The sequence below is a fragment of the Pseudarthrobacter adonitolis genome, assembly GCF_055412845.1.
In genome coordinates this window covers 140,120-159,924 of record NZ_JBVAYW010000004.1, presented here as the reverse complement: position 1 = coordinate 159,924, position 19,805 = coordinate 140,120, and the positions used below count along the sequence as shown (strand labels likewise).

Below are 19,805 nucleotides of genomic sequence, written 5' to 3'. Positions count from 1 at the left end.
GGCAGTGTGACAGCATGGGCGTATGCGCTCTCTTATTGTTCGAGTCCTCATCAACGGGCTGGCCCTCTGGATTGCCAGCTGGATACTGCCGGGCCTGGATATCTCTACTTCGGCCACAACCGAGGCGGTGGCCAATACGGGCGTAACTCAGGGTACGGAGACCGTCGGCATCATTCTCGCGTACCTGTTCATCGGGCTGATCTTCGGCGTGGTGAACGCGTTTGTCCGCCCCCTGGTCAGCTTCCTGTCCTTGCCCATCACCATCCTCACGCTGGGGCTGTTCACCATCGTCATCAACGCCGCCATGCTGTATCTGACGTCCTGGCTCAGCAGTTACACGCCGGTGCATTTCACCATCGACTCGTTCTTCTGGACGGCGGTCCTCGCAGCAATCATCATCACGCTCATTTCTCTGGTGGCGGGCAGGGTGCCAGGCGGCCGCCGGCGCTAGCCCGAATCGGTCAGCGGTAACCCAGCCGCGGTGAAGGCCGCGAGGCCCGCCCGGATGGCGGAGCAGGCTGCGGCTCGGGACGCTTCGAACGGGACAACGCAAAACGCGTGGCCGTCGCCGTGCCACCGGCTCCCAGGACGCCGCCAAGAACCGCGGTTGACGCCACGAGAGAGGGATCATCACTGGCAGCGACTTGGCGGGCAGCTTCCTGGTAATGAGTGATCTGATGCCCCGGCCCCAGACCGAAGCCCTCGCCCTCCGGCGTGTCCACCTGGTCGATGAGCGTCACTGTAACGCGATTCCTGGTGTCCGGGTTCGCTGTCCCGTCAGTTCCGGGCACCCAATCCTGCCGGTGTTCCAGATGGAGGGCATCGACGTCAGCGGTTGGAACAATGCCACCCACCGGGGAGCCTGCCGTGAGCACATATTTCAAGTCGTACTCGTTGAGGAACAGTTCGTCGGCGGCAAGATTCATTGCATGGATTCCCCCTTGGCTATAACCCACGGCCACGACGGGCGCCCCCTTTTCGGCGCCGGCGGCCCGCAGAGCCTCCAGCACGGCCGCGTTGACATCCGCGGAGCCGTGGCCAACCCCTTCAACGATGCCTGCTTCATCGAACGGATTGGTTCCGCCCACTTCGCCTCCGGTCTGAGTACCCGGAATAACTATCACGTAGGCCTTCTGTCCCCCGTTATCCGTTTCGAGGACCTCAATGTAGCCGCGCCCCCTCTCGTCGATGATGCGCACCCGCTCCAAGAGCGAAGCGAGGGAGCCGTCGAACTCAATAGGCAGCGTTTCCAAGCACTCAACACCAACGCTGCCAGGTTTGAGCGCGGGGACCAGGGTTTCCGCAAGGCTCAGAATGTCGTGCCGTGCCCTCGCGACGTTGCGCAACACAAGATCAGTGCCGCGAAGGTCCGGGAACATGCCCGCAACCTCCATGCGCACGAGTTCAAAGTCCTTGAGCGACGGAACGCCCATGTCTGCGAAGAAGATGGTCAGCGCTTCCGCCGTCTCGTAGTCCAGTTTGCTGGCCCGCACCTGGCTGCTGATTCCCTGCAGCTCTGCGCGGACCGCTTGCACGCTCCGCTGGGCCTCGCCCAAGGAAATTTCGGCCTCTGTCCCCAGGGACCAGGCATCGATTTGGGACATGCGTAGGCCATCGTGGATTCGACGCACCTCAGCCTCCACCGTAGTCAGCTCGCCCGCAATGTCATCGAGCTTCTCCGCTCCGCCCATGAGTTCCTCAAGCTGGAACGTGATGCCGCCAATGCCGCCCCTGATTTCCATTCCGCCGTCGACGGCAGGTCCGCGCAGCTGGATGGGCCCGGCGATGCCCGGTGGCGTTACCTCGGCCATCGGTACTGCCCCGCCGAGCTGCCGCCTGAGGACTGTCCAACTTCCTGCGCGTGGCGGTTCACTGCGAGCCGGGCATCCTCGAGCCGCCCGAGCGCCCGTGTGAGCGCAACCTCCTGCAGGGCTACACAGTTCCGGTACGCCCTCCCGGCCGGTGACTGCCAGTCCAGCAGCTGGATCTCCCTGAAACTGGCAAGAACCGTCTCTACGCGCCCCGCACAGACGGCAACCCGCCCGGCCAGGTGCTGAACCTCATTGCCACGCGCTATTAGCGCCGCCAAGTCACTTGTCATCAAGTCGCTGCTCATTTCCCTCTCCCCTCGCCACCACATGTGATGCCAACTCCTGAACCCCGACGCTACGGAAGGCCACCCACACGGCGGAAGCACCGCCGTCGGCTATGTGGACAAGTCACGCCGCTGTTCACATCAGACGGACCACTTAAGCGGCAGTGAAGAGTTCATGAAACAATCGGCACATGCCTGAAATTGCCGCCACAGCTGATACCCGCACGCCCTCCGGACGCCTGGCCCTTGCCGCGTCGCCGGACCAGATCGCCCTGGGTCCGCTGGACGGCCGTTACCAGTCCGCCGTCGCACCCCTCGTTGACTACCTGTCCGAGGCAGCCCTAAACCGTGACCGTGTGGCCGTGGAAGTCGAGTGGCTCATCCACCTGACCAGCAACAACGTCCTCCCCGGCGCAGGACGGCTCACAGCGGGACAGCAGGAAGAGCTCCGCGCGATCGTCACCGAATTCAACTCCGCTTCGGTGGCCGAGCTCGCCGAAATCGAAGCCGTCACCGTCCATGACGTGAAGGCAGTGGAGTACTACATCGGCCGCCGCCTGCCCGCCGTCGGCATCGAGAACCTGACCGCCATGGTTCACTTCGGCTGCACGTCCGAGGACATCAACAACCTCTCCTACGCACTCGGCGTCAAGGGTGCGGTGGAGGACGTGTGGCTGCCCGCCGCACGCGCCCTCGTTGCCCAGATCAGCAAGATGGCCGAGGACAACCGCACAGTCCCCATGCTGTCCCGCACGCACGGCCAGCCCGCCACGCCCACCACCTTGGGCAAGGAACTGGCGGTCATCGCGCACCGCCTGACCCGCCAGCTGGACCGCATCGCTAAGACCGAATACCTGGGCAAGATCAACGGCGCCACCGGAACGTACGCAGCCCACGTGGCCTCTGTCCCCGGCGCTGACTGGCAGCAGGTGGCCAAGTCCTTCGTCGAGGGCCTGGGCCTGACCTGGAACCCGCTGACCACCCAGATCGAAAGCCACGACTGGCAGGCCGAGCTTTACGCCGACGTCGCGCGGTTCAACCGGATCCTGCACAACGTCTGCACGGACATGTGGAGCTACATCTCCATCGGCTACTTCGCCCAGATCCCCGTGGCCGGCGCCACCGGATCCTCCACCATGCCGCACAAGGTCAACCCCATCCGGTTCGAGAACGCCGAGGCCAACCTGGAGATCTCCTCCGGCCTCCTGGACGTACTGGGCTCCACGCTGGTGACCTCCCGCTGGCAGCGCGACCTCACCGACTCCTCCAGCCAGCGCAACATCGGTGTGGCATTCGGCCACTCCCTCCTGGCGATCTCCAACGTGGCCAAAGGCCTGGACCGCCTCGACGTCGCCGAAGACGTGCTCGCCGGCGACCTGGACACCAACTGGGAAGTCCTGGGTGAGGCCATCCAGATGGTCATGCGCGCCGAGGCGATCGCCGGCGTTGAAGGCATGGAAAACCCCTACGAGCGGCTCAAGGACCTCACGCGCGGCCAGCGTGTGGATGCCGCCCGCATGCAGGAGTTCGTTCAGAGCCTGGGACTCTCCCCCGAGGCCGAGGCGCGGCTGCTCGCCCTCACGCCCGGCAAGTACACCGGCATCGCGGACCAGCTGGTGGACCACCTCAAGTAAGCAGCTCGGTGGTTGAGCTTCTCGAAACCACCGGCCATAAACGGACGACGGCGGCGCCGGGTCCCTGCGGACCCGGCACCTTCCTTTTGGGTTGCGGTGGCCGCGCCCGGTTCGTTCCCGCCCAGTTGCCGGCCCGGCTACCGGCATAGCGCGGGCGACACGCCATGTCTTGCCACCCGCGGGGCACCAGCAACTGGGGCAGGAACGCACGACGTCGGCCCGGCAGGCTGACGCCGGATACTCGCCGCCGGATGCGAAACTGGAGTCATGAAGCTGCTCCTCATCCGCCACGGACAGACCCCCGGCAACGTACTCGGCCAGCTGGACACCGCCCACCCGGGGCCCGGGCTGACCGAGCTGGGCGAACGCCAGGCAGAGGCCATGGCACGGTCCCTGGCCAACGAGCAGATAGGCGCCCTGTACGCATCCACGCTTCTGCGGACCCAGATCACGGCCGCCCCGCTGTCCCGGCTCCACGGGCTTGAGGTTGAAGTCCTGGATGGACTACACGAAATCGAAGCAGGGGCACTGGAGAAGTTGACCGACCACGAGTCGCACATGCAATACATGGGGACAGTGTTCGCGTGGGCAGCCGGTGACCTGGACCGCAGGATGCCTGCCGGCCCGGACGGCCACGAGTTTTTCGAGCGGTACGACACCGCCATGAACCGGGTTGCCGTGCGCGCGGCCAGCAACGGGGACTCCGCCGTCGCGGCCGTGGTGAGTCATGGCGCCGCCATCCGCACCTGGACAGGGCTCCGCGCCGCGGGCGCCGACCATGAGTTCGCGGCCCGCCACGTCCTGTCCAACACCGGCATCGTGGCCCTGGAAGGGGACCCAAGCGCCGGCTGGAAGCTGATCCACTGGGACGGGAGCCCGGTGGGCGGCCTCGCTCTTGCGGATCCGACCGCCGAGGACCCCACCGGCACCCAGGGGTAGCAGGCAAGTTCTCCATCCCCTTACGCGCAGGAAACACGGCGTTAATGGTGGGCTCGTAGGCTTGTTCTGCATCACCCTTCGGCGAAACGAGGCAGTCATGCAGACCAACCCGCGGCTCAACATCAGGTCCGTCACCTGGTCCAACCCCGTGGGCGCCGATCTACGCAGGGCCCAGCAGGCGGAACTGGACGCCCGCTTCGGTACCCCTGACCACGAACCGGGGACCCCGCCGTCGGGCGCTGACTGTGCCGTGTTCCTGGTGGCGTACGACAAAGGCTCGGGACAGCCGGTGGGCTGCGGCGGACTCAGGCTCCTGGACGGCGCCACGGCCGAAATCAAGCGGCTCTACGTGCTCCCCTACACGCGAGGCTCGGGCGTGGCCAGCTCCATTCTGGCGGCCCTCGAAGCCGAGGCGCACAAGCAGGGCATCACGCGCATCAAGGCCTAAGCAGGCTCGGCGCAGCCTGACGGCCGGAACTTCTACGAGAACTCCGGCTTCGAATCCGTCCCCAACTTTGGCGCTTACGTGGGTGTGGAGCACTCGTACTGCTACGCCAAGTCGATTGACTCGCACAGCGCCGCCCACACTGCCATGGCCTGAGCCAAATCCGGGCGCGGCCCGTTACACAGCAGCTGCCACCACGTAGCCTGCGCCGCGGCAGGCTAACCTCGCCCTATGGAATCCACTGACATCACCTTCCGCACCCGCGAATGGATCCGGCCGGAGGACCCGAACGCCAACGGGACCCTTTTCGGCGGAAGCCTGCTGTAATGGATCGATGAGGAAGCTGCGATATCAACTTCGTGAGCTCCGCAGTGCAGGGGGACCTGGTGGAAATGGGCGCGCTTCGGCCGGACGTCATTGACCATGCGCGCCGAAGTCCGCAACATGATCACGCGCCAGAGCATCCTCACCATCGAAGAGATCGTCTTTGTGAACCTCAGCCCGGCCGGAAAACCCGAGCCCCACGGCTACACCGAAATCACGTATGAGCGGGACAGGATTCCCACTCATCACCTGACAGAAACCCTCATTCAGGACTGAGGCAGGGCGGGGGCAGAACTAAGGCAGGCATCGGCCGGCGGGACAGCGCCTGCGGGACGGGCGGCAGCCGCGTCCCTGGAGCGTACGGCATAGGATCGATAGCCGGACCCATTGAAAGGACCCCCTTGGCCAAGCTCTACTTCCGCTACGGCGCCATGAACTCAGGAAAGTCCACCGGACTGCTGCAGGCCGCCTTCAACTATGAGGAGCGGGGCCAGCGCGTCCTGCTCGCCAAGCCCGATGTGGACACCAAAGGCGATACCGACATCGTGTCCCGGCTAGGCATGACCCGGTCGGTGGACTTCCTGATCTCCGCCACCACCCGCGTGCGCGAGCTCTTCGCCGCCCATGCAGCCGGCGATGACCCGGATGCCCTGCTGGAGCACATGGACCAGAAGCCGGTGGCCTGCTTTCTAGTGGACGAGGCCCAGTTCCTGACCCCGGACCAGGTGGATGACCTGTTCCGCATCGCCGTCCTGGACAACGTGCCGGTGCTGGCCTACGGCATCAGGACAGACTTCCTGACCCGCGCCTTCCCGGGATCACGCCGGCTTATGGAGGTCGCCCACACGCTGGAAGAGCTCAAGACCATTTGCCGGTGCGGGCGCAAGGCCATCTTCAACACCCGGCGCGTCGGCAAGAAGGTGGTATTCGACGGCGACCAGGTCGCCATCGACGGCCAGGACGTCTGGTACGAATCCCTGTGCGGGTCCTGCTATCTCGAGGAGTCCGGCGGCCGCCTGGGCTCCTGAATCTTGTCCCCGCCCGGCGTAGATTACACCCGGCTCGGCTCACACCCGGCGCACCCGCCGCCAGAGCGCAGGTGCCAGCACCACGGCAATGCCGACGGCGGCACAATCACCGTCTCGACGATCCGGTCCCGGCAGACGAAGGCGCTGAGCCTGGCGGTGCGGATCGCCGACGCCCCGGACGAGCTGCCGCTGGCTGTCGCCGAGCTGCTTCGTGCCCGCATCCTCAGTCCTGCGGAGGCCATCCAGGAAACGGACGACGCCGGCACCCGCCTGAAGATCCCCACCGCCTGGCACGGACCCATCACCTTCGCCCGTCCCGGCGAAGCGTTCACACCCGCCGAGTCAGCCCGCGCGCACCGGCTCGCTGAGCTCGCTGAGATCCTCTCCCACAGACCGGCGCCCGCCCCACCCATGTATGTAGCGCCGGCCGGTTACATCCGGATGGTCAGCGCGCCGGGCTCAATGGTCATGGCGACATGCTTGCCATCGCCTTCGTGGTCGCCGTCGATCTGGTAATCGTCGTTGTGCTCCAGCGTGATTTCCACAGACTTACCCTGGTAGTACTCCACGGACGTGTCCTTGCCCCGGCCCTTGCCGATCATGCCGGCGATCACGGAGAACCACCCGAGCTTCCCTCTCGGGGCCAGCACCGCCACGTCCAGCAGGCCGTCATCCATCTTGGCGTCCGGGAAGATCTCCAGCCCGCCCTGGACCTTGCCGCAGTTCCCCACCATCACGCTGCGGACCCCGCGGTGCACTACTGTTTTGCCGTCGAGAACGACGGTGGCCTTCACCGGTTTGCCCGGCAAATTCCGGATGCCGGCGTCCACGTAGGCCAGCCAGCCCACCTTGCCCTTGAGGTCCTCATTGGTATCGGCCATGATGGTGGCGTCATAGCCCATGCCCGCCATGACCAGGAAGACCTGCTCCTTGTCCGGATCATTGCGGGCGGCCCGGACCACGTCGATCTTCCGCTCGGTGCCCGCCAGCGCCCCGGCCATGGCACGGTCAAAGTCCGTGACGTCCATGCCAAGGTTGCGGGCCAGGAGATTTCCCGTGCCGAACGGAAGCAGCCCCATGGGCACGTCCCCGCCGGAAAGGACCTCGGCCACACACCGCACGGTACCGTCGCCGCCGGCAGCAATAACGACGTCGGCCCCTTGCTTGAGTGCCTCCTTCGCCTGGCCGACGCCGGGGTCCTCCTTGGTTGTCTCCAGCCAGATAGGCTCGCCCCAGCCATTCTCCGAGCAGTGCTTAGCCGCCAGGGCACGCACATCGATGTCCACCGGCTTGGCAGGATTGATGATGATGGCCGGGCGCTTGAGGGAAGTGGAGCTGTTGGCTGTCATGGTGTCCTTCGGTGACGTAGGAAGTGGTCCTTGGAGACAGCGTACTTGGCTACAGCGCCTTTACGGCGCCCAGCACCTTGGCCAGGGAATCCTTGGCGTCGCCGAAGAGCAGGGAGGTCTGCGGCTCGTACAGGAGCTCGTTCTCGATTCCGGCAAATCCTGGCCGCATGGAGCGTTTCAGGAAGATCACCTGGCGGGCGTCGGCCACTTCCAGGATGGGCATGCCGTAGATCGGCGAGCCGGAGGACGTCTTCGCGGCGGGGTTCACCACGTCGTTGGCGCCCACTACCAAAGCGACGTCGGCCATGCGGAACTCGGCGTTGATCTCGCCCATCTCCTTCAGCGATTCGTACGGCACATTGGCCTCGGCCAGGAGCACGTTCATGTGCCCGGGCATGCGGCCGGCCACGGGATGGATGGCGAAGTCCACCTCGATGCCGCGGGCTTCAAGGGCCAGGGCCAGCTCAGCCGCGGTGTGCTGGCCCTGCGCCACCGCCAGGCCGTAGCCGGGGACAATGATCACCCGCTGCGCGTAGCCCAGGAGCACGGCCACGTCCTCCGCACTGGAGGACCTGACGGGACGTTCGCTCACGGCGGTGGATCCCGCCGTCGAACCTCCCTTGAAGGCGCCGAACAGGATGCCGGCTACGCTGCGGCCCATCGCGGCGGCCATGGCCCGGGTGAGGATGGTACCGGAGGCGCCCACAAGGGTGCCGGCCACCACCAGCAGTACGTTGCCCAGCACCACGCCGGACGCGGCGACGGCCAGGCCGGTGAACGCGTTCAGCAGCGAGATAACGATGGGCACGTCAGCACCGCCCACCGGCAGCACCAGCAGTGCACCGGCTGCCAAGCCCAGCACCATCAGCAGCACCGCGAGCGCCAGGGAACCGGTCAGGACGACGGCGACGGCGGTGCCCACGGCGGCCAGCAGCACTGCGGCCATCACCACGGGGAGGCCTGGAAAAACGACGGGCCGGGTGGTCATAAGCTCCTGGAGTTTGGCGAAGGTGACCCCGGATCCGGCGAAGGACACGGCCCCCACCAGGAGGGTAAACACGATGGCCAGGCGGACCCACGGGTCTGCGGTGTGACTGAGTTCCAGCAGCGCCACCAGGGCTGCGGCGCCGCCGCCCACCCCGTTGAACAGCGCCACGAGCTGGGGCATCTGGGTCATCTGCACCCGCCGGGCCACCGGTGCCGCCACCGCGGTCCCCACCGCAATGGCACCGATGATCCAGGGGATGTTGTCCAGCCGGGCGGAAAGGAAGACCGTGAAGACGGCGAGCAGCGCACCGAAGGCACCGATCAGGTTGCCGCGGCGGGCGGTTCGGGGCGAGCTGAGGCCGCGGAGGGCAAGGATAAAGAACACCGCGGCGGCGAGGTATAGGAGCGAGGTCCAGACCGGATCGAGGAGGGTCACTTTACTTCCCCCTTGCCGGCGGCTTCCTGGCGGACGACGTCCTTGCGGGCACGGAACATGTGCAGCATCCGGTCCGTCACCACAAAGCCGCCCACCAGGTTGGCGGTGGCCAGCACCACGGCCAGCAGCGCCACGGCCAGGATCCACGGGTCCGCAGCCTGGCCGGCCACGATGATGGCGCCCACCAGGATGATGCCGTGGATGGCGTTGGCTCCGGACATCAGCGGAGTGTGCAGGGTGCTGGAAACCTTGGAAACCACTTCGAAGCCCACAAACACCGCCAGTACGGTGACTGTCAGCAGGCTCATGCCGTCCATCAGATTCCCCCCTCGTGCTGGACCAGGCCGTGCTGGACCTGATCGTTCTGGACCCCGGGTGCGTGGTCTGGCCGGGCGGGGACAAGTGCCGCCAAAGCCTCGGCCGTGGGCGGGTGCCGCACCGCGCCGTCGTGCGTGAGGCAGGCACCTGCGATCACCTCGTCGTCAAAATCGGGGGCAACGGTGCCGTCCCGGACCATTAGGGCGAGCAGGTTGGCCACGTTCTTGGCATACAGCCGGGACGCGTCCTGCGCCATCGCGGACGGTGCGTCCTTGAGCCCCACCAGGGTGACGTGGCCCTGCCCGTCGGCCGTGGGCACCAGGATGTCCTCGCCGGGAACGGCGCCCTCCACGTTGCCGCCGGACTCTGCGGCGAGGTCGACGACGACGGAACCGGGGCGCATGCCCTGCACCATTTGCCGGCTGACGAGGAGCGGTGCGCGCCTTCCGGGGACGGCCGCCGTCGTAATCAGGACATCGGCCACGGCGACGTGCGGGGCGAGGAGTTCACGCTGCAGCGCGCCACGGTCGGCGCTGAGTTCACGGGCGTAGCCGCCCGAAGCCTCCGCGGTTTCCAGATCCAGCTTGATGAACGTGCCGCCCATCGATGCGACCTCATCGGCGGAGGCGGGCCGGATGTCGTTGGCGGAGACGCGGGCGCCGAGCCGTTTCGCGGTGCCGATGGCCTGCAGCCCGGCAACCCCGGCGCCGAGCACCAGCACCCGGGCGGGCGGGACGGTGCCGGCGGCGGTCATGTAAAGCGGGAAGAATCGCGGCAGCCGGATGGCCGCTTCCAGCACGCAGCGGTAGCCGGCCACCAGGGCCTGGGAGCTGAGCGCGTCCATGGACTGGGCGCGCGAAATGCGAGGCACCAGTTCCAGGGCGAAGGCGGTGACGCCTGCCTCCACGAGCGCCTGCACGGTGGCGAGTCCGGACGACGGCGAGGCCAGGCCCACGGTGACGGCGCCCCTCTTCAGGGCTGCCGCCGTCGGGGGTTCCAGTGGGCGGACGTGGACCAGGACGTTCAGTTCGCCGGGGTCCAGGTCCTGGACGATGTGGGCACCGGCGTCGGCGTAGGCGTGGTCTGAGTGGCCGGCGGCGGCCCCGGCTCCTGCCTCGATCAGGACCTCCAGACCCAGCCCCGCCAGCTGCTTGACCGTTTCCGGCGTGGCGGCCACACGCTGCTCGCCCTCATGACGTTCCCGCGGTATGCCCAGTTTCAAACCGCCAACTCCCTTACGGACGGGTGCGGCAGCGCCTCCGGGTCCGTGTCCATCCGGTTGACCGGCGGGAACTTCGCGGAGCGGCACTGCTGCACGTAATTGGCTAGAGTCTATGGCCCGGCAGGCCGCCGCGGGAGTGGGACCCTTCGGCGACGTGGATAACGATTGAGGGAAAAACGCCACACTCTCCCCGGACGGCCCCGTGCCATGTCAGAATGAGCGGGATTTACCGCATCGGCATCACACATATTGGGGGACCCTTGTCAGAGCGCGCAGAATATGAAGCATCCTTGCCCGGCGGAGAGACCGGGAAGGGTATTCCGGACCCACAGTTCGGCCAGCGGGCTCCCGGTACGTTTACTCCTCCGGCGGGAAGCCCGTCCACTTCGCTCCCGCCTGCACCGCCTGCCGGACGCGAAGACGTCCTGCGCGGTGCCGTTTTTGCCCTCGCAGCCGTCCCGTTGGGTGTCATCGCATGGCTGGTCCTGTGGGACCTGGGCTGGATGGCATCAATTGTTGCTTTCATCGCTGCTGCAGGTGCCGCTCGTCTGTACGTTCTGGGTACGGGAGGGACAATCAGCCGCCGCGGCGTTTGGGTTGTGGTAGCCCTCACCGTTGTGACGGTGCTGCTCTCCTTCCTGGGGAGCCTGCTCATTGACGCGGCCAAATTCCTGGGCGGCGGCTCACCGCTGTCCATGCTGGCTGATGCTCAAACCTGGGACCTTCTGGGCTTCAACCTGGCCACCAACCGGGAACTGGTGGACAGCTACGCCGGCGACTTCCTGCTTGCGTTGCTGTTCAGCGCCCTGGGGTGCTTCTTTACATTGCGCCAGCTGTTCGCGCAGACCCGCAAGAGCTAGCCGGCGGCAGGCTTACTGGCTCGCGCTGAGGTCGGCCGAGATGAGCCTGGCCGTAGCGACGATCTCCTGCGCCACCGAGGCGAGGTACGCGTCAGCTTCCGGCTGGGCCCGCCACCGACTGGGACTGGAGGGACACGTTCACCGCGGCCACCACCTTGGTTGGCCCGTCGTACACGGGAGCGGCAACCGACATCAGCCCGAGTTCAAGCTCCTGCCCAGCAGGCACCAGCCCTGGGCGCGGACGGTGTCCAGCACCGCCAGCAGCTCCGGGGCAGTGTCCAGCGCGCGCGGTGTCGGGGGGTTGATCCGCCGCTGCCAGTTCGCGCCGGGGGTGGCGGGGCTTAAGTGTCCGTTCGCGCCGGGTGGGGTTAGAGCGCGACGGCGGCGGCTGACTTGAGCGGGGCGGGTGGCAGCTGCCTGGAGCTCCTCCAGGGTGCAGCCAAACGTCTCGCGGACAGTGACGCCGTCGGGGCCGGTCAGGAAGGCGGCCTTGTCCGTGTACACGCGCGTCACGCATCCGACGCCGGTGAGCGGGTAAGGAGCACGCTTCCACGATCTTCGACGCGACCTCGCGGGTCAGGAGCGTCATCATCACAAACACGTCCTTGGCGCCGGTGGCGAGGTCCATCGCGCCGCCCACTGCGGGATGGCGTCAGGGGCGTCGGTGTGCCAGTTGGCGAGGATGTCCAGGTGGCCGCCGCGCATGATCGCGAACGAGCCCGCGTGGTGGAAGTAGGACGCCCCGGGCAGCTCCGTGACCGGGATCTTACCGGCATTGATGAGGTCACCGTCGACGTCGTCGCCCTCAGCAGCGGGGCCGATGCCCAGCATGCCGTTCTCGGTGTGGAGCGTGATGTTCTGTCCGGCTTGAGGTCGTTGGAGACCAGGGTGGGCGGTCCGATGCCGAGGTTCACGAACGAGCCGGGCGCGATGACTCCGGCGTTCCTGCTCTGCCTGGAGTCCGGCAGCATCCCGCTGATGTTCCTCGCGGCCATCGGCTTCTTCTCCTTCGGCTATGCGGCCTCCAACGCGGTCTGGCCGTCTTCTGCGCCGAGATGTTCAGCACCAAGGTCGGCGGCTGGGTCCAGATCCGCATCTTCACCGCCGTCATCTGCGGCATCTCGGTCATCTCCGCCCGGACGGCGAAGGAGACTTTCAACGTCCCCACCAAGCAACTCGGCCTGAAGTAGCACCCCGCTGGGCACCGCCGGGCGGGCAGACTGGAACGTTCGACGCCGGCGGGGACCAGCGGGCGGGAACGCACGGCCAGAAACTAGGGGCAAGAACGTACGACGGCGGGCGGCGGGCTTGGGTGCCTGCGGTGAACTGGGTGTCTAAGGTCGGCCGGTCTCCAGGACCGAGGCAAGGTCGAAGCTGACCGGTTCCTCCAGTTGGGCGTAGGTGCAGGACCCGGGATCGCGGTCCGGCCGCCAGCGTGAAAACTGGGCGGTATGCCGGAAGCGCTCACCTTCCATGTGGTCGTACCTGACCTCAACCACCAGTTCGGGCCGGAGGGGCACAAAGGACAGGTCCTTGCCGGCGCTCCACCGGCTGCCCTCCGCGTTGCGCGGGGTCCGTTCGCCTTCCTCCTGCTTGGCCCAGGCCCAGGGGTGTCCGTCGAAGTCCGTGACCAGCGTTTGGAGTTCCTCGAACAGCTCCTGCCGGCGTTTCATGGGGAAGGCGCCGATCACGCCCACGCTGGCCAGGCCGCCGTCGTCCTTGTACAGGCCCAGCAGCAGCGAGCCGATCGCATCCGGTCCGCTCTTGTGCACGCGGTAGCCGGCAACCACACAATCAGCTGTGCGTTCGTGCTTGATCTTGAACATCACGCGTTTGTCCGGCTGGTAGCTGCCATCCAGGGGCTTGGCCACAATCCCGTCCAGGCCTGCACCTTCGAACTGTTGGAACCACTGCTCGGCGGTGACCTTGTCCTGGGTCGCCGCCGTGAGGTGGACGGGCGCCTTGCTGGTGGCGAGCGCCTTTTCCAGCGCTGCCCGCCGCTCGGCGAAGGGCCGGCCCGTGTAGTCGTCGTCGCCCAGGGCCAGCAGGTCAAAGGCCACAAACTTGGCGGGGGTCTGTTCGGCAAGAAGCCTTACCCGGCTGGCGGCGGGATGGATACGCTGCTGGAGGGCATCGAAGTCCAGCCGGTCACCGGATGCCCCCACCAGGACAATCTCGCCGTCCAGCACGCAGCGGGGCGGCAGGTTCTCCTTCAGGGCTTCCACAAGCTCAGGAAAATACCTGGTCATGGGCTTTTCGTTGCGGCTGCCGATCTCCAGCTCATCGCCGTCGCGGAAGATGATGGACCGGAACCCGTCCCACTTGGGCTCATAGCTGAGGGCCCCGTCGGGCATTCCGCTGACGGCCTTGGCGAGCATGGGTGGGACGGGAGGCATCACGGGAAGTTGCATAGTGCCCATTGTTGTCCGGGAGACCCGCCGGCGGTAGGCCTGAACTGGCACAATGCCCAACTCAAGGCCCCCGCGGGGTTTGGCGGGCGGCATTCCCGAATCCCATGGTGCCGCCGGAAACGCATCGATCGCGGAGAACTAACCGGCTCCTAACGTTGAGGAAACCCGGGCGCAACATTGCGCCGCCACACTGGAAGTGCCGGCAAGCGCAGGCACCAGCTCCAGCCAGGAGGCCCCCATGTTGAAGGAAGCCAAAGCCCATGTAGCAAGAGTCCGCGCCCTGGACCAGCTCCACCGCGGCGATGAAATCGAGGCCCGCCTCTCTGTAGGCCCCAGCTACGACGACGTGGTCATCCGCCGTGGCCTTGTCCAGGAGACAGCGCCGGGAATCGGCGTTGTCTGGATCATGGACCATCACACCGGCATGCGGAAAGCGATCAATACGGACGAATGCAGCGTCTGGCGGATTGCCTGACCCGGCTTCGGGCGGCTGGCATATAGCCTCCTTGCTGCACTTTGCACCGCGGAACCTTGCCCTCGACGGCGGGCGCAGTCAGTCAGGACTGCCGCCAGACCGCCGACGAGACGGTTCGGCCTTAACCTCCGGCCACCGACTGGATGACCAGCACCTCCTGCCCGGGCAACACCTCGGTTTCCAGGCCCTTGAGCCGGCGGACTTCGTCGCCAGAAACGTAAATATTCACGTACCGGCGAAGTGCTCCGGTTTCGTCCCGCAGCCGCCTGGCCAGCACCGGGTAACCCCCGGTCACCGAATCCAGCAGGCTTCCCACCGTCACCGTCCCTTCGGCGGGCGCAGTCAGGATGGACTGCCCGCCGGCCAGCGGCTGGAGGATGCTGGGAAGTACCACGCTGATGTCAGGCACCGCGGGCCGCTGACGTTTCCGGAACCCTCTGTCCCGCCCCGGCGACCACGGCAGCGCGGACACACAGGACATCCGGGAGATGGCTGACAACTTCAGCAAACGTCTCCCCTTCATCCGCGCTGGCATACACCGTGCCGCCGCGCGTGCCGAAGTAGACGCCGGCCGGCTCGGATGAATCCACGCCCGCCGCGTCGCGGAGCACACTATTGAATTCCCCCTCGGGCAGGCCCGTATCCAGGCGCTTCCAGGTGGCCCCGGCATCGTCCGTTCGGTGCACGGCAAGCTTTCCTTCCGGCGGGATCCGCTCGCCGTCGGCCTTGAGCGGCACAACCCAGGCGGTGCCTTGCCGCCGCGCGTGCGTCAGCATCACAAAACCGAAGTCGGCCGGAAGGCCTTCGGCGATGGAGTTCCAGTTTTCGCCGTTGTCATCCGTGCGGTAGACGCCGTGATGGTTCTGCGCGTACAGCCGTCCTTCCACCGCAGCATCCGCCGCGATCTTGTGGACGCACTGGCCGAACTCAGGATTGGGGTCCGGCATGAAGTAGGCCGAAATACCCTTGTTACGGGGCTCCCAGGACGCACCGCCGTCCAGCGAGCGGTACACACCGCCGGTGCTCATGGCGACGTGGACGTTGTCCCCGGCCGGATTCACCACGATGGAGTGGGCGGCTGCGCCGCCGTAGCCCGCACCCCAGTCGCTGCGATGAGGGTGGTCCCACAGCCCGCGGTTGAGTTCGAAATGCTCGCCGCCGTCGGTGGATTTCCAGACCGAAATCGGCTCGGCGCCTGCCCACACCACTCCTGGCCGCGACTCTGCGTCCGGGTAGATCTGCCAGATGCGCTCCACTGCCGAGCCGGTGTCTTCGGGAAAGGTAATGGCGCCCTGTTCGGGTTCGGTCCAGGTGGCGCCAAGGTCATCGGAGTGGGCCACGGTAGGGCCCCAGTGCTCGGACCTGACGCCCACCATGATCCGGGTACGGTCGTCCCGTGTGTCGATCCCGATGCTGGGGATTTCGCTCATCAGGAAATGCGGGCCGGAGAAGGACCATTTCTTCCGGTCCTGGCTGGTGGCCAGCCAGAGGCCTTTTTTGGTCCCGATCGCTAAGACATAGTTCTCTGCGGTTGCCATGCACCCCATGCAACCACCACGGCCGAAGGGCCGCAACGCTTTTCTTCGCTATGTGGACTGGGCGTGGTGGATTGGTCCCGCGCGGACTGGACGCATGGGCCGTGCCGGCGGCGCCCTGTCAGTCAACGAATTCGGACTGCGTCTCGATGAAATCCCAGTCCGCTTCGGTGAGGACCGCAACGGGAATAGAAGGATGCGGTCCGCCGGCCTCGGCGATGCCCTGCAGCACGGGCAGCGGCAGTTCCTCGGCCCGTAGGTTCTCCCGCAGCCATTCTTTGCTTTCCAGGTTCAGGTCCAGCCACCACATGTAGATTTCCATACCCCGTCACTCACCTTCCGTATGACTCAACGTTAGGCGCGCGCAAGTCACCGTTCAAGGGCGACCGCTGCATCCCAGTAGTACTCTCCCGTTCCCGGGTAGGGGCAGGTATCGCCGCAGGTCAAAGGGGCAAAAAGATGAGTACCCGCTACTCGCGACGACACCCCTCCGCCGCCCCTAGCCTGAAGTCACAAAAGCAAGCTGACCATGCTGTTGGGGAATTCCGGGCCGCCGCTACCCCTCGCCGTCGTGGTCCGTTTCTGAACAGACTGGGGAGAACACCATGAAACGAACCTTCGCAATTTTGGGGGTCGCGGGGCTGGCAATGCTCAGTGTCACCGCAACCCCGGCCTCCGCGGCCGACAACTACACTCTTTGCCATAACGGAAGGACCATCACGATCGACCTCAACGGCGTGAACGGCCTGGCGGGACATGGCGGGCACGACGATGACATCATCCCGCCGAACCCTCTTCTGCCAGCCGGATTGAACTGGTGGCCCGTGGGTGGTGACCCTACCCAGGCCTGCGTAACGCCGCCCCCGGTGGACCCGCCCGTCGATCCGCCTGTGGATCCCCCGGTAGACCCGCCCGTCGATCCACCTGTGGATCCCCCGGTAGACCCGCCTGTTGACCCGCCTGTTGAGGAGGAGACAGTCACCGGGGTCGAGCAGTCCACCCCGGTGACTGAAATCCCGGTCACGCTGACTCCGGCCGCACAGACGCCAGCACCTCAGGCCGCCGCCCCGCAGGGCGCAGCGGCCAAGGCTCCGGCGACTGTCAGCAAGGGCACCAACCAGGGCTTCAACGCACAAACCGCCGCGGGTGGAACGGATGAGGGCGCTACGTGGCTGGCCGGCCTGGGTGTCCTGCTGGGTGCAGGCGCCGTGGTTGCGGTCCGCCGCAAGTCCCGCACGGAATCGCCGACGGCGGGCTGACGCCGCCAGCGCTGCCACGGACTGTCGCCGAGGGCGTCCCGCCAAAGCCTGGCGGGACGCCCTCGGCGCAATTTCAAGCTGGCGCACCCTCCACCTTCTGAACGCAAAGGCTTCTGAACGCAAAGGAACACCATGGCCAAGCACTCCAGCACACACGGCGTCCGCGGTGGCGTTCTGCGTGTCCTGGAAGTCCTGCGCGTCCGGGGATGGAACCATGGAGATCTGGCAATCCTGCTGTGCGGAGTCCTGGGTTTTCTGTCCCTCACCTTCGGTGCTCCCCTGCTCAAGCACGGGGAAGCCGCCGTCCCCGCAGCGGAGCTGTCGGCACCATCCCGGGCAACGCCGTCGTCCGTTCCTTGGCCGCTGTCCGCCACAGGCGGGGTGCAACGGGCACCTGCCGAGGCAGCCCCCGCCACAGACACCGCCGCCACAGACACTGCCGCCGCCGGACCGGTCTTGCCGGAAGCCTCCGCGCCCCTGCGTATCCTCTACCCCGCTGCGGCAATCGACACGGCCGTCCATCCCCTTGAACCGGACGCCTCGGCTGTGGCCACCCGGACAGTGGAGCCGCCCACCACCATGGACGGGTATTGGCTGACACCGTTCGGGACTCCCGGCAACGGGTCGGGCAATACCACGTACATCATCGGGCACAGCTGGGAGGGCCGGGACGCCCCGTTCAACCACCTCAGCTCCGCTGCCGTCGTCGGCGACACCTTCGACGTCGTCACGGAAACCGGCACCATCCCTTACCGCGTGGACAGCGTCACCACCTACCTCAAGGACAGCCTCAAAGACAGCCCCATCTGGGACATGGTGCCGAGCCGCGTGGTCCTGATCAGCTGCTACACGGAAGACCCGTGGGGGAAAAACGTGGTGGTCTCGGCGTCACCCGCTGCCGCTTAACACGTCCACGCTGACACATGCACGCGCCGCGCCCCCTGTTCAAGTGGCACCCGGCGGCACAGAATGGCCTTATGAGTCCAGAACGTTTCAGTGGCCCGCCTCCACTCCTGGTCGGTGTGCTGCCGGATCAGCATCCCGAGGTGCTGAAGACCGCAACATCCCTCGCAGCCCGCCTGTCAGCGCCGTTGCTGTTCGCCTATGTTGACGAGGCCAGCTACCTGGTGGAATGGGATCCGACCAGATCCGCGCACCGGCTGTCGCTGCACCCGGACAAGGACGACGACGATATACGCTCCGTCACCACGGAACTCAGGGCGGTGATCGCAGAAGCCGTGGCCGCCGCCGCGACGTCGGGCGCCCCCGTGGATTGGACTATGCGGACCCTGGCGGGGGATCCGGGCCGCGCCCTCGCCCGGCTCGCCGCGGAAAGTAACTCCCCCATGATCATCGTGGGAACGTCGGAGCGGGGCCTGACCCACCGGATCTCCGAACTGCTCAACGGATCAGTGGGACTCTGGCTGACGCATCATCAAAGCCGGCCAGTGCTGGTGGTTCCCTACCGGAGGCCGGCGCATCAGGACGATGACTGAGCCGGGAGCTGCACCGTTGGCCTGAACGCGTCGTCTCGCCCCATCCGGGGCGGTTTTCGGGTTACCGAAATAATAAAGCGAAAGTAGTTATTCGAGGTGGTAGCGGATGGCTGTAGCGGCAAGTAAGCTAATTCAAGCAGAAGGATCCGGCCGCAGCGTCCGGGTGAATCTGCCCAAAAGCTGCTCCGGAGTGCGTATCCCCCAATAACGCACTCCGGAGCTTTTTTGTGCCCTTCCATCGCCACACGGCCCCGGGCTCGCCGCGGGCACATCCCCGTTTTGGATACCCCCAGGGGGTACTTGCCATATACCCCCACTGGGTATATGTTGGCAGCATGGAACCTTCGCAGGAAACCTTGACCACACACACTGGCACCACCCCGGCGCCTCCGCATGGCTACACCGCCAACAAAGAGGCATACCTGCGCAGGCTCAAGCGCATCGAGGGCCAGGTCCGCGGCATCGCCCGGATGGTGGATGAGGACAAATACTGCATCGACATCCTGACCCAGGTCTCCGCGGTCACCAAGGCCCTTCACGCTGTGAGCCTGGGACTCGTCGAAGAGCACATCGGCCACTGCGTGGTGGGCGCCGCCGGGGAACCCGATCCTGCCCTTCGCGCTGAAGCCATCGACGTCAAAGTCAAGGAAGCTACAGAGGCCATCGGCCGCCTCCTGCGCTGACCACCTGCCACTGACCACTCATTCACGGCCGGCTACCGCCGGCCCCCTTTCAAGGAGCCAGCCATGAGCACCACCTTCACCACCGTCAACGTGTCCGGCATGACCTGCGGCCACTGCGTTTCGTCTGTCAGCGAGGAACTTGAAGCGCTCGCCGGGGTTGAAACGATCGACGTCGAACTCAACGCCGGCGGCATTTCCACCGTCACCATTACCTCAAGCCAGAAGCTGTCGCCGTCCGAGATCGGCGAAGCGGTAGCCGAGGCCGGCTACCTGGTTGTTGCCAACGACGCGTAACGCCGTCCGATCGGG

At 66.2% G+C, this 19,805-nt stretch carries 20 protein-coding genes and 6 pseudogenes; 15 read left to right on the top strand and 11 right to left on the bottom strand.

Annotated elements, in window-relative coordinates; all coding sequences use genetic code 11:
* Positions 1-22: 22 nt before the first annotated feature.
* Positions 23-451 (top strand): phage holin family protein, encoded by a 429-nt coding sequence (locus ACZYZ4_RS06860; RefSeq protein ID WP_463859350.1) that lies wholly within the window; start codon positions 23-25, stop codon positions 449-451.
* A 10-nt stretch (positions 452-461) separates the two neighbouring features.
* Here the strand turns inward: ACZYZ4_RS06860 and ACZYZ4_RS06855 are convergent, their stop codons facing one another.
* Positions 462-1,811 (bottom strand): alpha/beta hydrolase family protein, encoded by a 1,350-nt coding sequence (locus tag ACZYZ4_RS06855; RefSeq protein ID WP_463859348.1) that lies wholly within the window; start codon positions 1,809-1,811, stop codon positions 462-464.
* A 475-nt stretch (positions 1,812-2,286) separates the two neighbouring features.
* Here ACZYZ4_RS06855 and purB point away from each other — a divergent pair, with 475 nt between their 5' ends.
* From purB to ACZYZ4_RS06825, 6 genes and pseudogenes are all read left to right on the top strand, one after another.
* Positions 2,287-3,729 (top strand): adenylosuccinate lyase, encoded by a 1,443-nt coding sequence (purB, locus tag ACZYZ4_RS06850; protein ID WP_463859346.1) that lies wholly within the window; start codon positions 2,287-2,289, stop codon positions 3,727-3,729.
* A 267-nt stretch (positions 3,730-3,996) separates the two neighbouring features.
* Positions 3,997-4,668, top strand: coding sequence for a histidine phosphatase family protein (locus tag ACZYZ4_RS06845; RefSeq protein WP_463859344.1), 672 nt, complete (start codon positions 3,997-3,999; stop codon positions 4,666-4,668).
* Positions 4,669-4,765: 97 nt separating this feature from the next.
* Positions 4,766-5,269 (top strand): annotated as a pseudogene (locus ACZYZ4_RS06840) (GNAT family N-acetyltransferase).
* Positions 5,270-5,344: 75 nt separating this feature from the next.
* Positions 5,345-5,713, top strand: a pseudogene (locus tag ACZYZ4_RS06835) (acyl-CoA thioesterase).
* A 125-nt stretch (positions 5,714-5,838) separates the two neighbouring features.
* Positions 5,839-6,465 (top strand): thymidine kinase, encoded by a 627-nt coding sequence (locus ACZYZ4_RS06830; RefSeq protein WP_463859342.1) that lies wholly within the window; start codon positions 5,839-5,841, stop codon positions 6,463-6,465.
* Positions 6,466-6,594: 129 nt separating this feature from the next.
* Positions 6,595-6,981, top strand: a pseudogene (locus ACZYZ4_RS06825) (hypothetical protein); the annotation flags it as partial.
* Here ACZYZ4_RS06825 and ACZYZ4_RS06820 read toward each other — a convergent pair.
* Genes ACZYZ4_RS06820 through ACZYZ4_RS06805 form a run of 4 tightly spaced genes read right to left on the bottom strand, consistent with a single transcriptional unit; the run spans position 6,897 to position 10,777 of the window.
* Positions 6,897-7,814, bottom strand: coding sequence for a diacylglycerol/lipid kinase family protein (locus ACZYZ4_RS06820; protein ID WP_463859340.1), 918 nt, complete (start codon positions 7,812-7,814; stop codon positions 6,897-6,899). The pseudogene ACZYZ4_RS06825 and the gene ACZYZ4_RS06820 overlap by 85 nt on opposite strands.
* A 49-nt stretch (positions 7,815-7,863) precedes the next feature.
* A complete protein-coding gene (locus ACZYZ4_RS06815) occupies positions 7,864-9,237 on the bottom strand; it encodes an NAD(P)(+) transhydrogenase (Re/Si-specific) subunit beta (protein ID WP_463859339.1) in 1,374 nt (457 codons plus the stop codon).
* Positions 9,234-9,554 (bottom strand): NAD(P) transhydrogenase subunit alpha part 2, encoded by a 321-nt coding sequence (locus ACZYZ4_RS06810; protein ID WP_463859337.1) that lies wholly within the window; start codon positions 9,552-9,554, stop codon positions 9,234-9,236. Before ACZYZ4_RS06810 ends, ACZYZ4_RS06815 begins: the two co-directional genes overlap by 4 nt.
* Positions 9,554-10,777 carry a Re/Si-specific NAD(P)(+) transhydrogenase subunit alpha gene (locus tag ACZYZ4_RS06805; protein ID WP_463859335.1) on the bottom strand — a complete coding sequence of 408 codons (1,224 nt, stop codon included), beginning with the start codon at positions 10,775-10,777 and terminating at the stop codon, positions 9,554-9,556. Before ACZYZ4_RS06805 ends, ACZYZ4_RS06810 begins: the two co-directional genes overlap by 1 nt.
* Before the next feature lie 290 nt (positions 10,778-11,067).
* On the opposite strand from ACZYZ4_RS06805, the gene ACZYZ4_RS06800 reads away from it, so the two are divergent.
* The gene (locus ACZYZ4_RS06800) at positions 11,068-11,637 is read left to right on the top strand and encodes a hypothetical protein (RefSeq protein ID WP_463859334.1); all 570 of its coding nucleotides are present in this window, start codon (positions 11,068-11,070) and stop codon (positions 11,635-11,637) included.
* Positions 11,638-11,649: 12 nt separating this feature from the next.
* On the opposite strand, the pseudogene ACZYZ4_RS06795 reads toward ACZYZ4_RS06800, so the two are convergent.
* Both ACZYZ4_RS06795 and ACZYZ4_RS06790 read right to left on the bottom strand, forming a co-directional pair.
* A pseudogene (locus tag ACZYZ4_RS06795) lies at positions 11,650-11,943 on the bottom strand (IclR family transcriptional regulator domain-containing protein); the annotation flags it as partial.
* A 62-nt stretch (positions 11,944-12,005) separates the two neighbouring features.
* Positions 12,006-12,569, bottom strand: a pseudogene (locus ACZYZ4_RS06790) (CoA-transferase); the annotation flags it as partial.
* Here ACZYZ4_RS06790 and ACZYZ4_RS06785 point away from each other — a divergent pair.
* Positions 12,565-12,827, top strand: a pseudogene (locus ACZYZ4_RS06785) (MFS transporter); the annotation flags it as partial. The pseudogenes ACZYZ4_RS06790 and ACZYZ4_RS06785 overlap by 5 nt on opposite strands.
* A 144-nt stretch (positions 12,828-12,971) precedes the next feature.
* On the opposite strand, the gene ACZYZ4_RS06780 reads toward ACZYZ4_RS06785, so the two are convergent.
* Positions 12,972-14,048: an ATP-dependent DNA ligase gene (locus tag ACZYZ4_RS06780; protein ID WP_463859333.1), complete on the bottom strand. Its 1,077-nt coding sequence runs from the start codon at positions 14,046-14,048 to the stop codon at positions 12,972-12,974.
* A 238-nt stretch (positions 14,049-14,286) separates the two neighbouring features.
* On the opposite strand from ACZYZ4_RS06780, the gene ACZYZ4_RS06775 reads away from it, so the two are divergent.
* Positions 14,287-14,523: a hypothetical protein gene (locus ACZYZ4_RS06775; RefSeq protein ID WP_463859331.1), complete on the top strand. Its 237-nt coding sequence runs from the start codon at positions 14,287-14,289 to the stop codon at positions 14,521-14,523.
* A gap of 121 nt (positions 14,524-14,644) precedes the next feature.
* Here ACZYZ4_RS06775 and ACZYZ4_RS06770 read toward each other — a convergent pair whose 3' ends face one another.
* From ACZYZ4_RS06770 to ACZYZ4_RS06760, 3 genes are all read right to left on the bottom strand, one after another.
* Positions 14,645-14,932 carry a MoaD/ThiS family protein gene (locus ACZYZ4_RS06770; protein WP_463859329.1) on the bottom strand — a complete coding sequence of 96 codons (288 nt, stop codon included), beginning with the start codon at positions 14,930-14,932 and terminating at the stop codon, positions 14,645-14,647.
* Positions 14,925-16,070, bottom strand: a complete 1,146-nt coding sequence (locus ACZYZ4_RS06765) for a WD40/YVTN/BNR-like repeat-containing protein (RefSeq protein ID WP_463859327.1) — start codon at positions 16,068-16,070, stop codon at positions 14,925-14,927. Before ACZYZ4_RS06765 ends, ACZYZ4_RS06770 begins: the two co-directional genes overlap by 8 nt.
* Before the next feature lie 109 nt (positions 16,071-16,179).
* On the bottom strand, positions 16,180-16,380 hold the full coding sequence (locus ACZYZ4_RS06760) for a hypothetical protein (RefSeq protein WP_463859326.1): 201 nt from the start codon (positions 16,378-16,380) through the stop codon (positions 16,180-16,182).
* A 283-nt stretch (positions 16,381-16,663) separates the two neighbouring features.
* On the opposite strand from ACZYZ4_RS06760, the gene ACZYZ4_RS06755 reads away from it, so the two are divergent.
* From ACZYZ4_RS06755 to ACZYZ4_RS06735, 5 genes are all read left to right on the top strand, one after another.
* Positions 16,664-17,317 carry a hypothetical protein gene (locus tag ACZYZ4_RS06755; RefSeq protein ID WP_463859324.1) on the top strand — a complete coding sequence of 218 codons (654 nt, stop codon included), beginning with the start codon at positions 16,664-16,666 and terminating at the stop codon, positions 17,315-17,317.
* 132 nt (positions 17,318-17,449) lie between these two features.
* Positions 17,450-18,223 (top strand): class F sortase, encoded by a 774-nt coding sequence (locus ACZYZ4_RS06750; RefSeq protein ID WP_463859323.1) that lies wholly within the window; start codon positions 17,450-17,452, stop codon positions 18,221-18,223.
* 71 nt (positions 18,224-18,294) lie between these two features.
* The gene (locus ACZYZ4_RS06745; protein WP_463859321.1) at positions 18,295-18,813 is read left to right on the top strand and encodes a universal stress protein; all 519 of its coding nucleotides are present in this window, start codon (positions 18,295-18,297) and stop codon (positions 18,811-18,813) included.
* Between the two features lie 335 nt (positions 18,814-19,148).
* A complete protein-coding gene (locus ACZYZ4_RS06740) occupies positions 19,149-19,496 on the top strand; it encodes a metal-sensitive transcriptional regulator (RefSeq protein WP_463859319.1) in 348 nt (115 codons plus the stop codon).
* Between the two features lie 63 nt (positions 19,497-19,559).
* Positions 19,560-19,790, top strand: a complete 231-nt coding sequence (locus ACZYZ4_RS06735) for a heavy-metal-associated domain-containing protein (RefSeq protein WP_463859317.1) — start codon at positions 19,560-19,562, stop codon at positions 19,788-19,790.
* The last annotated feature ends 15 nt before the right edge of the window (positions 19,791-19,805 follow it).

Coding starts and splice junctions, on each gene's coding strand:
- ACZYZ4_RS06860 (WP_463859350.1), top strand. CDS start 23: ATGCGCTCTCTTATTGTTCGAGTCCTCATCAACGGGCTGGCCCTCTGG.
- ACZYZ4_RS06855 (WP_463859348.1), bottom strand. CDS start 1,811: ATGGCCGAGGTAACGCCACCGGGCATCGCCGGGCCCATCCAGCTGCGC.
- purB (WP_463859346.1), top strand. CDS start 2,287: ATGCCTGAAATTGCCGCCACAGCTGATACCCGCACGCCCTCCGGACGC.
- ACZYZ4_RS06845 (WP_463859344.1), top strand. CDS start 3,997: ATGAAGCTGCTCCTCATCCGCCACGGACAGACCCCCGGCAACGTACTC.
- ACZYZ4_RS06820 (WP_463859340.1), bottom strand. CDS start 7,814: ATGACAGCCAACAGCTCCACTTCCCTCAAGCGCCCGGCCATCATCATC.
- ACZYZ4_RS06810 (WP_463859337.1), bottom strand. CDS start 9,554: ATGGACGGCATGAGCCTGCTGACAGTCACCGTACTGGCGGTGTTTGTG.
- ACZYZ4_RS06780 (WP_463859333.1), bottom strand. CDS start 14,048: ATGCAACTTCCCGTGATGCCTCCCGTCCCACCCATGCTCGCCAAGGCC.
- ACZYZ4_RS06775 (WP_463859331.1), top strand. CDS start 14,287: ATGTTGAAGGAAGCCAAAGCCCATGTAGCAAGAGTCCGCGCCCTGGAC.
- ACZYZ4_RS06765 (WP_463859327.1), bottom strand. CDS start 16,070: ATGGGGTGCATGGCAACCGCAGAGAACTATGTCTTAGCGATCGGGACC.
- ACZYZ4_RS06760 (WP_463859326.1), bottom strand. CDS start 16,380: ATGGAAATCTACATGTGGTGGCTGGACCTGAACCTGGAAAGCAAAGAA.
- ACZYZ4_RS06755 (WP_463859324.1), top strand. CDS start 16,664: ATGAAACGAACCTTCGCAATTTTGGGGGTCGCGGGGCTGGCAATGCTC.
- ACZYZ4_RS06750 (WP_463859323.1), top strand. CDS start 17,450: ATGGCCAAGCACTCCAGCACACACGGCGTCCGCGGTGGCGTTCTGCGT.
- ACZYZ4_RS06745 (WP_463859321.1), top strand. CDS start 18,295: ATGAGTCCAGAACGTTTCAGTGGCCCGCCTCCACTCCTGGTCGGTGTG.
- ACZYZ4_RS06740 (WP_463859319.1), top strand. CDS start 19,149: ATGGAACCTTCGCAGGAAACCTTGACCACACACACTGGCACCACCCCG.
- ACZYZ4_RS06735 (WP_463859317.1), top strand. CDS start 19,560: ATGAGCACCACCTTCACCACCGTCAACGTGTCCGGCATGACCTGCGGC.